Source organism: Halomonas aestuarii (assembly GCF_001886615.1).
Taxonomy (GTDB): Bacteria; Pseudomonadota; Gammaproteobacteria; order Pseudomonadales; family Halomonadaceae; genus Halomonas; species Halomonas aestuarii.
In genome coordinates, this window is record NZ_CP018139.1 from 561,012 (window position 1) to 573,439 (window position 12,428).

General features: G+C 68.6%; 14 protein-coding genes. 6 read left to right on the plus strand and 8 right to left on the minus strand.

Annotation, left to right across the window (positions count from 1 at the left end):
* Nucleotides 1-165: 165 nt before the first annotated feature.
* The 5 genes from BOX17_RS02575 to BOX17_RS02595 form a co-directional block, all read right to left on the minus strand.
* Nucleotides 166-636 carry a host attachment protein gene (locus BOX17_RS02575; protein ID WP_208858083.1) on the minus strand — a complete coding sequence of 157 codons (471 nt, stop codon included), beginning with the start codon at nt 634-636 and terminating at the stop codon, nt 166-168.
* Between the two features lie 42 nt (nt 637-678).
* Entirely contained in the window at nt 679-1,191 is a 513-nt protein-coding gene (locus tag BOX17_RS02580) for an Hsp20/alpha crystallin family protein (protein ID WP_071941924.1), read from the minus strand.
* A gap of 210 nt (nt 1,192-1,401) precedes the next feature.
* Nucleotides 1,402-2,295: an EamA family transporter gene (locus BOX17_RS02585; RefSeq protein ID WP_125925505.1), complete on the minus strand. Its 894-nt coding sequence runs from the start codon at nt 2,293-2,295 to the stop codon at nt 1,402-1,404.
* Nucleotides 2,296-2,592: 297 nt separating this feature from the next.
* Entirely contained in the window at nt 2,593-3,030 is a 438-nt protein-coding gene (locus BOX17_RS02590) for a nucleoside deaminase (protein ID WP_071941926.1), read from the minus strand.
* Nucleotides 3,031-3,118: 88 nt separating this feature from the next.
* Nucleotides 3,119-3,877, minus strand: a complete 759-nt coding sequence (locus BOX17_RS02595; protein ID WP_071946570.1) for a VIT1/CCC1 transporter family protein — start codon at nt 3,875-3,877, stop codon at nt 3,119-3,121.
* 139 nt (nt 3,878-4,016) lie between these two features.
* Here BOX17_RS02595 and BOX17_RS02600 point away from each other — a divergent pair, with 139 nt between their 5' ends.
* From BOX17_RS02600 to BOX17_RS02615, 4 genes are all read left to right on the plus strand, one after another.
* Complete coding sequence (locus BOX17_RS02600; RefSeq protein ID WP_071941927.1) at nt 4,017-5,744, plus strand: M14 family metallopeptidase; 1,728 nt, start codon at nt 4,017-4,019, stop codon at nt 5,742-5,744.
* Nucleotides 5,745-5,806: 62 nt separating this feature from the next.
* On the plus strand, nt 5,807-6,256 hold the full coding sequence (locus BOX17_RS02605; protein WP_071941928.1) for a GNAT family N-acetyltransferase: 450 nt from the start codon (nt 5,807-5,809) through the stop codon (nt 6,254-6,256).
* A gap of 167 nt (nt 6,257-6,423) precedes the next feature.
* Nucleotides 6,424-7,014, plus strand: a complete 591-nt coding sequence (locus BOX17_RS02610; protein ID WP_071941929.1) for an NADPH-dependent FMN reductase — start codon at nt 6,424-6,426, stop codon at nt 7,012-7,014.
* A 441-nt stretch (nt 7,015-7,455) separates the two neighbouring features.
* Nucleotides 7,456-7,686, plus strand: coding sequence for a hypothetical protein (locus BOX17_RS02615; protein WP_071941930.1), 231 nt, complete (start codon nt 7,456-7,458; stop codon nt 7,684-7,686).
* Between the two features lie 227 nt (nt 7,687-7,913).
* Here the strand turns inward: BOX17_RS02615 and rloA3 are convergent, their stop codons facing one another.
* Nucleotides 7,914-8,474 carry a retropepsin-like aspartic peptidase RloA3 gene (gene rloA3 / locus BOX17_RS02620; protein ID WP_071941931.1) on the minus strand — a complete coding sequence of 187 codons (561 nt, stop codon included), beginning with the start codon at nt 8,472-8,474 and terminating at the stop codon, nt 7,914-7,916.
* Between the two features lie 276 nt (nt 8,475-8,750).
* Between rloA3 and BOX17_RS02625 the strand changes: the two genes are divergently transcribed.
* Together BOX17_RS02625 and BOX17_RS02630 are read left to right on the plus strand one after the other, a co-directional pair.
* The gene (locus tag BOX17_RS02625) at nt 8,751-9,710 is read left to right on the plus strand and encodes a zinc metalloprotease HtpX (protein ID WP_071941932.1); all 960 of its coding nucleotides are present in this window, start codon (nt 8,751-8,753) and stop codon (nt 9,708-9,710) included.
* A 63-nt stretch (nt 9,711-9,773) separates the two neighbouring features.
* The gene (locus BOX17_RS02630) at nt 9,774-11,021 is read left to right on the plus strand and encodes a M20/M25/M40 family metallo-hydrolase (RefSeq protein ID WP_071941933.1); all 1,248 of its coding nucleotides are present in this window, start codon (nt 9,774-9,776) and stop codon (nt 11,019-11,021) included.
* Nucleotides 11,022-11,054: 33 nt separating this feature from the next.
* On the opposite strand, the gene BOX17_RS02635 is transcribed toward BOX17_RS02630, so the two are convergent.
* Both BOX17_RS02635 and BOX17_RS02640 read right to left on the minus strand, forming a co-directional pair.
* A complete protein-coding gene (locus BOX17_RS02635; RefSeq protein WP_208858084.1) occupies nt 11,055-11,522 on the minus strand; it encodes a GNAT family N-acetyltransferase in 468 nt (155 codons plus the stop codon).
* On the minus strand, nt 11,519-12,427 hold the full coding sequence (locus tag BOX17_RS02640) for a ribose-phosphate diphosphokinase (RefSeq protein WP_071941934.1): 909 nt from the start codon (nt 12,425-12,427) through the stop codon (nt 11,519-11,521). The genes BOX17_RS02635 and BOX17_RS02640 overlap by 4 nt, the downstream gene beginning before the upstream one ends.
* Between the last annotated feature and the right edge of the window lies 1 nt (nt 12,428).

A 12,428-nucleotide genomic window follows, 5' to 3' on the forward strand; every position in this document is an offset into this window, starting at 1 on the left:
GTGGGCTCACTTTATCGGGGATCGCCGGGATGCGGCAGAATCTGATCGATGCCGCGTCCCGTCATCACTTCCCGGTCAACCCTTCCCCGGTCAACCAGAGGGTCACGCCGACCATTGCCGCCCCTCCGTTCTGGCAATCAGGTTCCGGCCACCAGGTCCTTACCCCTACCCCTCTGAGGAAAGGGGCTCCCGGGGGAGTCGCTCCGGAAGGTGTGCCCGGATCTCGTCGCTGCTCAGGGCCGTGAGGTCCTTGTGCAGCTCGAGCAAGACGCGCTTCGCGACATCCTCGGACAGCGTCTCGCGTAGCAATCCCAAGAAATGCGGCGTGGCACTGATGATCAGGTGCCGGTAGGCGCCGTCTTGCAGGCCGGCGGCCAGGCGTTTTCCCACCTCATGCGCGAAGCGAATCGCCTCCTGCTCCTTGGGCGAATGGTGCTTGCCCATGGCATGGCGCCCCTCGCCCATGGAATCGAAGGCACGACCCGGGCTATCGGCATTCAGGTCCCGGTCATGCAGGCGACCCTCGGGATTGACCAGTTCCTCCACCTCTTCCAGGGGCCCTCTCTGGTCCGACGCCGAGAAAAGCCGTGCCCGTGCCTGGTCGGCGACTACCACCCAGGTGATTTCCATTTTCATGCCCTCACGCCAGGGAAACCGGCATGCCGGTTTCCCGGATAGTTACTTGACCTCGAGCTTGCGGCGATTGGCCCGCTTGAGCTTGGGCAGCGTCAGCTCGAGCATGCCGTTCTTGAAGCTGGCTTCGGCCTTGTCGGCATCGATCTCGCAGGGCAGTGCCACCGTCCGGGTGAAGGACCCCTGAGAGATCTCGGAGTGGAAGTAATCGCCCTCCTCCTCCTTGCTCTCCTCGCGGTGTTCGCCCTTGATGGTCACCGCGCCGTCGGTCACCGAGACGTCGAGTTCCTCGCGCTCGAAGCCCGGGGCCTCGGCGCGTACCACCACCTCGGCGTCACGATCGATGACATCGACCTTCGGCATGCCCTTCTCGAAGGCGGCGAACCGCTCCCAGAGGGGGTGTTCCCCGCGCATCGAGGGCATCCATCCTCGATCGAAGAAGCTGTCCAGCATGCGATCGAATTCCCGGAAGGGACTCATCGCGCGCGACGCCTCGGGCGCGGACTTTCCGGCAGAGACGGGGACGTCCCTGGATTCCTTGGTGGATTTCTTTGCCATGACGATACCTCCTCGTGAACAGGTCATAGAGGGCGAGCGAGGCATGGCCCATAAGCCTCGCCAGGGTCACCCCGGCGAGCTTCGTTCGGAAATGCTCGCCCCATGATCAAGATAGCCCCGCCCCGCGCGGCCGACTTGACCCGGATCAAGGGGGATCGCCATGCCCTGACCGGCGGGCGTGAGACGCGACCCGCTCGCCTGTCGCGGGGGTCAGTCCACTCGTGCCTTGAGCACCGATCCCGCCGAGAACGCCAGCATCAGGAAGGCGCAACTGAAGAACATCGTCTCGGCCGAGATCGGCTGTCGCAGCCAGAGCGCCGCCGCGAGGATCGCCGTGATCGGCTCGAAGCCGTAGAGAATGCCCGCCACCGCGGGGCTCAGGGGTTCGCGCCCGCCGCCCTGGGCCACCCCGAACTGCAGCAGAGTGTACCCCAGGCCCGTGCCGACGGCGCCCGCGAGAATGACATCCCCGTTCCCGGCGGCCTCGAGCAGGCCGGAGATCGTCGTGTCGGTGGTCAGCAGCGCCAGCACGGTGGCGATGACGCACCCATAGGCAAGGTACCAGCCGACGGAGGTCAGATCGTCGGCGGACTCCCGGCCGCGCAGCAGCACGGGCAGCAGACCGTAGATCGCCCCGCTGACGACGGCGGCCGATAGGGTCCAGGAGACTTCCGCACGGGCATTGTGCGCCGAGAGGACCGTGGCGATCAGCGCCACCAGCACGGCGGTCAGGATGAAGAGATGCTCGAGGCGCAGGCGCCCGCAGGTCTCCACCAAAAAGCCGACGACGGCAGACGTGCCGACGAGGGTGATGATCACGGGGGTCACGTCGTTGCCCTTCAGGGCCAGGCTGTAGAGAAAGATGGTCGCCCAGCCGATCAGCAGGCCGTTGCGCAGGAGCGACAGATGATCCCGAGGGGTACGCCGAACCGGCACCGCGCCGCGTCTCAGGCTGCAGACCCCGATCACGGCCACGGCGCCCCAGAAGAGGCGACCCGTGACGAGTTCGGCGGTACTGAGACCCTCGGCGAAGGCCTCCTCGGTCGGCACGACCACGAGCCCGATCATCGCGGCGCCTGCCGCGAAGCATAGGGCCCGCGGCATGGGGAGCGTCATGGGGCCCGGGTGGCCGGGCGGTGCGGCACGTCGAGAAGAAGGATGAGCAAGAGGGCTGTCCTGGCGACGTCTGTTCCCACAGACAGGATAGGCGACGTGCCCATGGGCACGGGTCAGGATGGCGGGAGGTCAGGCGTATGGCATGGCGGAGTGATCAGCCGCACTCTTCCGCCTGCCCCCTCGACGGCGACGCATCGTCACCGAAAGGGCACTCCCCCCAAGGTAGCAGGGTCAGCTCGACTTGACCCGGATCAAGGCGGCTCGCCATGCCCCGACCGGCGGGTGCTATTCGCCGATGTCCTCGTGCCAGAGTTCGGGCGAGGCGGCGATGAAGGCCTCCATCAGTGCGATGCACTCGGGATCCTGCAGCACCTGCACGTCGACGCCACGCTCCCGCAGGAGGGCCTCCTCGCCCAGGAAGGTGCAGTTCTCGCCGACCACCACCCTGGGTATGCCGTAGAGCAGGATGGCGCCGCTGCACATCGGACAGGGCGAGAGGGTGGTATAGAGGGTGCTCTCGCGATAGACCTCGGCCGGATGACGGCCGGCATTCTCCAGGGCATCCATCTCGCCGTGCAGCACCGCACTGCCCAGTTGCACGCGCCGATTGCGACCTCGGCCGATGATCACCCCGCGGTGCACCAGCACCGCCCCGATGGGGATGCCGCCCTCGTCGAGCCCATGGCGGGCCTCCTCGAGTGCGGCCTGCATGAAGCGTTCCATTCGCTGACTCCCGGCTGGTGATGGTGCGCTAAAGCCTACGCCGCTCGGCCGGGATCACGCCAGGCCCAGGCGCCGTGGAAGCTCCCGGTCAGGGCCCCAAGCCGAACAGCGCCCGGGCCAGGTGGCCGGTCAGAAAGGCCAGCCCCGCCGCGGCCCCGCCGATCAGCAGGGTCCGCAGCCCCGAGGTCAGCAGGGGCTGGTGATAGACGAGGCTCTTGCCCATGCCGATCAGGAAGAACATCAGCCCGGCCACCGCCAGGCTCGTCAGGAACTGCCGTGTGGGGTCGAGCCACGGCATCGCATAGGGCACGAGCGGCATCGCGCCGACGACCATGAAGGCGATGAAGGTGGCCAGCGCCGAGCGCAGCGGACTCAACGCCACGGTCTGCAGGCCATGCTCCTCGGCGACCATGGTCTCCACCCACACCTCGCGGTCGCTGCAGATGGTCTCCACCACCCGTTCCAGGGTCTCCCCGGTGAATCCCTTGCGCAGGAAGATCTGGCGGATCTCCTCGCGCTCCCCCTCCGGGACCACGTCGATATGGTGGTGCTCGGAGCGACGCACCCCGGCGACATGCTCTCGCTGGGCCTGGATCGCCTCGTAGTTGCTGACCGCCATGCTGAAGCCATCCGCCAGCAGGTTGGCGACGCCCAGCACCAGCGCGACCGTGGAGGAGAAGCCGGCACCGAAGGCCCCGGAGACCACGGCAAAGGTGGTCACGCAGCCGTCGATGCCGCCGAGGATGGCATCGGGCAGGTGTCGGAGACGGGAGGGGGCGCGCAGCCGCCGTTCGATGACCTCCGGTCGATGCTCGTGCTCCAGCGCGTCCCGCCGCCGATCGTTCATGAGGCCTCGCATCGTTGCGTTGCTCATCCCGCTTACAGCTTGGCACAGCGGGCCCGGAGGGGTAAGCCGCCAGACCGACGCCCCCTTCCCCATGGATGCGCCATACTGACAGCGCGACACGACCCGGCGAGGCATCGGCATGACCCAGGACACCTTCAATGGCCTCTTCCGCCGCCGCTACCTCAGTCACGAGGCGCTGACCCGCCAGCTCGAGACCTGGGCCCGGGACCATCCCCGACTGGCCCGCCTGGAAAGCATCGGCGTAAGCCCGCAGGGGCGCGACATCTGGGTGCTGACCCTCGGCCCCGAGCCGGATCGCCGGCGTCCCGCCGTCTGGGTGGACGGCAACATGCACGGCACCGAACTGGCCGGCTCCAGCGCCGCCCTGGCCGTGGCAGAGATGGTCCTGGCGCTGCACCTCGCCCCTGACCGACTGCCAGGCGACTGGCCCGAGCACCAGTGCCGGCTTCTGCGAGAGGTGCTGTTCCATGTCTGCCCGCGGATCTCGCCGGACGGCGCCGAGCAGGTACTGCGCCAGGGCGGCTTCGTGCGCTCCGCCCCTCGGCGAAGCCCCGGCAGCCCCGATCGCCCCCGTTGGCGCAGCGAGGACCTGGACGGCGACGGTCGCTGCCGCTACCTGCGCTGCCAGGACGAGGCGGGCGACTTCGTCGCCTCGCCGGACCACCCGGGCCTGATGCTGCCTCGCCGGGTGGAGGACCCTCCTCCCTACTGGCGGCTCTACCCCGAGGGGGTGATCGAGCACTGGGATGGGGTGACGGTTCCCGAGCCCGACTGGCTGGCCGACACACCGGACTTCAACCGCAACTTCCCCTGGGGCTGGCGGCCCGAGCCGGATCAGGTCGGCGCCGGCCACTACCCCGGCGACGCACCCGAGACCCGGGCCATCATCGACTTCGCCGTCGCCCACCCGAACCTCTACGCCTGGCTAAACCTCCACACCTTCGGGGGGGTCTTCATCCGTCCGCTGGTCGATGCCCCGGACCGTGACATGGACCCCCAGGATCTCGCACTCTACCGACAGCTGGCCGCCTGGGGCGCCTCGCTCACCGGCTACCCTACCGTGAGCAGCTTCGAGGAGTTCAGCTACCAGCCAGAGACCCCGCTGCATGGCGACCTGACCGAATTCGCCTATCACCAGCGCGGCTGCCTGGCCCAGGTCTGCGAGCTCTGGGACCTCTTCCAGCGCCTCGACCTGCCCCGTCCCGAGCGCTTCATCGACCATTACACCGCGCTGGACCGCGAGCAGATGGTGCGGCTCGCCCGGTGGGATCAAGTCAGCAACGGCGGACGGCTGTTCGACGACTGGCATCCCATGACGCACCCTCAGTTGGGCGAGGTGGAGGTCGGCGGGCTGGACCCGTGCCTCGGCATCTGGAACCCGCCGCCTGAGGAACTGCCGGCGATCTGCGAGGGCCTGGGCAGCTACTGGCTGCGGGTCGCCTCGATGATGCCGCGCCTCGTCATCGAGTCGGTGCACTGCACGCCCCTGGGCAAGGGCTTCCATGCCCTGGACGTGACGATCGCCAACCATGGCTACCTGCCGAGCTACGGCGTCCAGGCGGCCCGGAAGCGTCCCTGGAACAGTGGACTGGAGGCCGAGGCCAGCGCCACGGGCTGTCGGCTCCACGACCCGGCCCGGGCACGCCAGCGGCTGGGCCACCTGGAGGGCTGGGGCCGGGGCCTCGGCGACGGTGCCCAGATGCCCTGGTACCAGCGCTCCCGCGGCAACAGCCACCAGGCCCATGCCCGATGGGTGATCCAGGGTGAGGGCGAGGTGACCATCCGCATCGCCAGCCCCCGGCTGGGCATGGTGTCACGCAGCATCCGGATCCCCGTCGACCCATGAATGACCACTCCGCGAGCCCCTCCCCGGGCCGCCCCTGACACTTCCGAGACGATGAGCATCCCATGGACGTAGCACTGCAGAGCATCACTCGCGAGAACTTCGAGGCCGTCATCGCGCTGGAGGTGGCGGCCTCCCAGCGCGACTATGTGGCCAGCAACCTCTACTCACTTGCCGAATCGTCCTTCCAGCCGACCTTCCGGCCCCGCGCCATTCTCTGCGACGGCGAGGTGGTGGGCTTTCTCATGTACGAGTCGTTCGATGAGGAGGGACGGCCGCCCGCCTACAGCATCTTTCGCCTGATGGTCGACCGACACCACCAGGGACGAGGCATCGGGCACCGGGCCATGCGGTGTGTGCTGGACGAGATCAGGGCGCTGGGCCCCTTCGAGCGCATCATGATCTGCTATGTGCCCTCCAACCGTGTCGCCCGGGACTTCTATGCCAGCCTCGGCTTCCGGGAGAGAGGACTGAGCGAGGCCACCGGCGAGATGATCGCAGAGATACGGGGATGACGAGGGACCGTCGCCCACACGCCTTCGCCGACGCGCCCGGTGCACCACAGGCTTGACCACCGGGTGGCCGACGGCCCCAGAATACGGCATGTCCCGAGGATGGTATGGCGGGCCCCGCCTCCCCCAGCGGGAGGCGCGCCACATCGACGGAACGACGAGGAGACCCCATGACCGATCGCCAGCCCCACCCCCGCATCCTGGTCTTCGCCGGCAGCAGTCGCGCCGGCTCGCACAACAAGGCCCTGGCGCGCCAGGCCGCCGAGGGCATCGAGCGGATGGGCGGCCGGCCCACCTTCATCGACCTGCGCGACCATCCGATGCCGCTCTACGACGGCGACCTGGAGGCCGACCGGGGCCTGCCCGAGAATGCCCTGGTGCTGCGTCGCGGCCTGGCCGAGCACGATGGCCTGCTGATCGCCTCGCCAGAGTACAACGGCTTCATCACGCCGCTGCTCAAGAACACCCTCGACTGGCTGAGCCGCCCCCACGAGGGCGAGAGTGGCCTGACCCTCTTCGAGGGCAAGCTGGCCGGGGTAGTCTCCGCCTCCCCCGGCGGGCTCGGCGGCATCCGCAGCCTGGCGCTGGCCCGCCAGCTGCTCACCAACCTCGGCGTGACCGTACTGCCGGACCAGCTCGCCGTGGCGCATGCCGCGAAGGCCTTCGACGAGCAGGGCCGGCTCAGGGACGATCAGCAGCAGCAGAAGCTCGATGCCCTCTGCCGGCGCCTGGTCGACACCCTGCACCGACTGAGGAGCTGACCGACCGGGGCATCCATGTCGCCATTGCCCGTCGACGCACCCGGTCATTTCCGGCGGAAATATCCTTATGATGGCGGGTACAAACGGGACTGATCCAGAGGCATTCGAACGCCTGATTTTCGCAATGAACCTTGATTTCGATGGCGACAACCCACTCCGGATTTTCCGACGCGACCTATACTGAAGTTGCCAGCATCAAGGTCTTCGCTTGCGGTGATCAGGCAGGCCAGGCGCAAAGAAGCTGGGCGTTCAGATGTCAGTCAGGCCCTCCGTCTTCACGCAACCAACCTCTCCCCGAAGCCCGCCTTGACGACCGGCAAGGTTGGTGTCCGTCATCGCCTGACCAGCAAAGCCCGGAATGACGGATCACCTCGGGTCGGAAGGCTCGTCGGCGCACTACCGACCCGACAGCATCAGCGCCAAGACATGACGAGGCATCCCATGAAACTCACAACCCTGACTGCCATCCTGGTGATCAGCCTGTTCTCCGTGAGTGCCTCCCTGGCAGGTGATGGTAATTCCACGTATCTGGAAGAGCACAGTGCCCGCCTGCAACAGGAACTGAGCCAACCGCAGAGCCAACAGATGATGGAGACCCAGCGTCTCCAGCACCGGTCAACACGGCAGACCTCCCGGGGCTTCCAGCAGGAGCAGGATCGCTGGTGGAGGTGACATCGACGGCAACGCAGCGCCTGTCTCGCTAACCTCACGACCATGCGCGAAGGCCAGGGAGGCTCGAGCCGGTCACGACACCCCGTTCGATACGGCCACTGACGAGACACCCTGCATATCCCCTGAAGGCCAGGCCCCTCCCGGGGCCTGGCCTTCAGGATGTCGCTGATCGCCTCCCGGTCGAGCACCCGACCGGCGTGACGTCCTCGAGGGGCGCGGCCACCACGCTAGATGCCGATGTCCTCGTCGTACTCCTTGTCCTCATGGCGCCGCAGCGGCGAGTCGTCGTCGCAGTCGGGATCGTGCAGGAAGGTCTTGGTGACGTCGAGGTAACCGAGGCTCTGGATGGTGCGCCGACCCAGCAGCACGGGATAGTTCATGTCATCGCGGTCCTCGAGGCTGAACTGCTCCTGATAGCGCGTGTCGCCCATGCAGATCGTCATCATCACCGCCGGGCGACGGTCCTTGCCGCCGGCCCCGGTGAGGATCAGCCGTCGGTAGACCTTGCGCTCGAACTGCCTGGCCACCACCTCTCCGGTGGCTTCGTCCTCGACCTCGACCTCGAAGCGCACCCAGTCCTCGCCATCGCGCTCGAACTCTTCGATATGCTCGGCCTGCATGGACGAGGTCAGCGCGCCGCTGTCGAGCTTCGCCTTCACCTCGACGCCCCAGGGCTCGATGGTGGCCTTCTCGACCCATCCCCAGGTCGGCCTGTCGTCGTCGGCCGAGGCGGCGCCCGCCAGCAGGCAGGTCGCCAGGGCGGTGGCCAGGACATGTCGTATCGGCATGGGAACTCCTCCTTGATGAACAACGTACCTCCGCCGGCATCCGATGGACGACGGAGATGACGGATATCGCCGCGGAACATGGACAGCCGCGACGTCCAGGGGGTTCCCCGCCCGTCACGCACCGCCTGTCTCGTCGCCAGGGCAGAGAGGACACGGCGTAGGATAGTAGACTCCAACGGAGAGGTCGTGAGACGCAACAGGTACGCTCCCGCGTCAGAGGCCAGGCGTGTCTCGCGCCACCGCCAGACGACCATGCTTGAGATCACAGGGGACGCCATGCCGACCTGGACACCACGACTCTGGCGCAGCCGCCTGAAGAACGGCCTGCAGACCCTGCTGATCATGGGCGGGCTGGCCCTGGTGCTGGCGGTGCCCGGCTACCTGCTGGCCGGCGGCCTCGGGCTGCTGGTCAGCCTGGGCGCGGTGGTGGCCGGGGCGCTGGCCAGCACCTGGGTGCCGGCCCGGGTGATCCTCGCCGATGCCGGGGCCGGCCTGCTCGAACGCCACCAGGCGCCGACCCTCTACCGCCTGCTCGACACCCTCTACCGGCGGGCCGGCCTGCGTCGCCCGCCGCAACTCTTCTATACGCCATCCGAGGATCTCAACGCCTTCGCCGTGGGCACTCGCCACGACGGCGGCATCGCCGTCACCGAGGGCCTGCTGCGCGTGCTGACGCTCCGCGAACTGGCCGGCGTGCTCGCCCATGAGGTCAGCCACCTGCGCCATGGCGATACCCAGGTGATGTCGATGGCCGCGACCATGACGCGCCTGACCCTCTTCCTCACCACCGTGCTGCAGATCAGCCTGCTGCTGATGCTGCCGATGATCCTGGCCGGCGAGTTCCGGCTGCCCTGGGGGCTGCTGCTGGTCGTGGCGTTCGCCCCGAGCCTCAGCACCCTCCTGCAGCTGGCCCTCTCCCGAAACCGCGAATACACCGCCGACCTGGACGCCATGGCCCTGACCGGCGACCCCGAGGGCCTGGCCTCAGCCCTGGGCGTGCTGGAACGCCACCACGGCCGCTGGCTCGCCACCCTGTTCGGGCGCCATCCGCCCGCCGGGCTCGACTGGCTGCGCACCCACCCCCCGACCCAGGAGCGGATCCGCCGACTGATGGCGGCCCGGGTGCCCGACCACCCTCCCCTGCATGCGCACCATGGGGACCATGCCCACGTGCCCCCGGTCATCATCGAGCGCCCGGGGCCGAAGGGAAAGCGCTACTGGATCCGGCGCCGCTGAGTTGCGCCGTCACGGCGCAAGGCCTCATCCTGTCCGCTCCGTCCCCCATCACGAGAGAGCGTCATGAGCGACACGCCCAAGCCCTGGACCGACCCCATGCCCGACCCGCAGTTCGACCTGATGCGGCGTATCCTGGCCGCGCCCAGCCCGGTGGGGCTGGAGGGCGCGATGACCTACGGCGTCCTGAAGCCCCACTTCGAGGGCTTCGCGCCCGGCGACTGGCAACTGCAGCAGTTCAAGGGCCACGCGGGCGTGGTGCTGGACACCCACCCGGGCCGGGACGACCTCTTCAAGGTGATGATCATCGGCCACGCCGACAAGATCCGCATGCAGGTGCGCTCGATCGGCGAGGACGGCAAGATCTGGATCAACACCGACTCCTTCCTGCCCACCACCCTGCTCGGCCACGAGGTCAAGCTGTTCAGCGAGGACCCGGCGGCCCCGGGGCAGTACCGGGTGATCGAGGGCGGCACCGTGGAGGCGCTGGGCGCCATCCACTTCTCCGACCCGTCGGTGCGTGACGGCAGCAAGGGCCTGAAGAAGGAGCAGATGTACCTGGACCTGCAGATCCACGGCGAGAACAAGAAGCAGCAGGTGCTGAACCTCGGCGTGCGCCCCGGGGATGCCATCCTGCTGAACCGGCCGATCCGCCCCGGCTTCAGCCCGGACACCTTCTACGGCGCCTACCTGGACAACGGCCTGGGCTGCTTCGTCACCGCCGAGGTGGCGCGACTGATCGCCGAGGCAGGCGGTACCGAGCAGGTCCGCGTGCTCTTCGCCATCGCCAGCTACGAGGAGATCGGCCGCTTCGGCAGCCGGGTGCTGGCCGGCGAGCTGCGGCCCGACGCCATCATCGCCGTGGACGTGAACCACGACTACGTGGCCGCCCCGGGCATCGGCGACCGGCGCATGCAGCCGCTGGAGATGGGCAAGGGCTTCACCATGTCAGTGGGCGCCATCGCCAGCGAGCAGCTCAACCGGATCATCGAGACCACCGCCCGGGAACAGGGCATCCCCATGCAGCGCGACATCGTGGGGCCGGACACCGGCACCGACGGCATGGCCGGGGTGCTCGCCGCCGTGGACTGCGCCGCCACCTCCATCGGCTTCCCGATCCGCAACATGCACACCATCTCCGAGACCGGGTACACCAAGGACGTGCTGGCGGCGATCCATGCCATCACCCATACCGTTCGGGCCCTGGATGGCCTGTCGGACCCGCACCGCGAGTTCCTCGACCACCATCCGCGCCTCGACCAGGCCGGGCCGCTGGGCCACCAGGGTGCCGACACGCCCGAGGAGCAGAAATAGGCGCCCTGCCCCGCCCGGCCGACGGCGTCAGCGCTACAGCCGGTACTCCATGAAGACCGCATCGGGGAAGGGGTTGTAGCGATAGGGGGCGGTCTCGGTGAAGCCCAGGCGGCGATAGAGGGCCAGCGCCGGCTCCAGGCTGGCCAGGCTGTCGAGCAGCACGCGGCGGTAGCCGAGCCCGCGGGCCGTCTCCAGGAACGCCAGTGCCAGGGCGTGGCCCACGCCCTGGCCGTGATGGCTCGGCATCACGTACATGCGCTTCATCTCGGCGTCGCCCGGGGCGAACTCGCGCAGCCCCACCACCCCGACGCAGGTCTCGCCGTCGCGGGCCAGCAGCAGGGCCCCGGCGGGCGGCCCGTACATCTCGGCCACCTGCCCGAGCTCCTCCTCGAAGCCCTGGAAGCCGAGATCCAGCCCCAGATGACGGGCGTACTCGCGGAACAGCTCGGCGCCGGCCCGGAACTGGGCATCACGGCTCGCCTGCTCGATGGTGATGGTCACTGCCTTCCTCCATGAAGCACGTCCGCGAGCGCCGCTTCCAGCGCCGGCGCCAGGGCGATGGCGTTGCTCTCGTGATCGATGGCGTCGGTGCTCCATACCTCCCCCACGCCGGCGGCCCGGATCACCGCCAGGGCATCCCCGGCGAACAGCGCATGGGTGACGGCCACGTCCACGGACGCCGCGCCGGCGGCCAGCAGCGCCTCGGCGGCGCGGGCGAGGGTGTGGCCGGAGCTCGCCACGTCGTCCATCAGCACCACCTGGCGGCCCCGGACGTCGACATCGGGCAGCGCGACCACCACGTCCCGGTCGCCATTGCGTGTCTTGCGGCAGGTGCCGTGATCGAACCCGGTGATCCCGGCGGCCTGGCTCACCCACTGCAGCGCCTCCTCGTCGGGCCCCAGCAGGAGGGGATTCTCGCGCCTGGCGGCGATCAGCTCGGCCAGTCGCGGGGCGCCGGAGAGCGCGATGGCGTGCTCGAGGGGGATGGCCTGGTCGAGGCGATCGATGCGGTGAAGGTGCGGGTCCACGGTGATCACGGCGTCGAAGAGCTCGGCGAGAAAGCCACCGATGATGGTCTGGCTGACGATCTCGCCGGGATGGAAGGCGATGTCCTGGCGCATGTAGGCCAGGTACGGCGCCACCAGCACCAGGCGCCTCACGCCGTGGCGCCGCGCGTGGCGGGCCACCAGCAGCAACTCGACGAGCTTGTCGTCGGGACGGTCGAGGCTGCGGTAGAGCACGAGGACCTCCGGGAAGGCCCCCGCCTCGTGGTAGGGGAGCGTGAGCTTGAGCTCCTCGTCGGGAAAACGATGGCGCTCGACGCAGGCCGCGGGCAGCTCGGCGGCCTCGGCCAGGCGGCGGGCGGGGCCCGCCTCGTCGGGAAAATGCAGCAGCGCGGTGGTCATC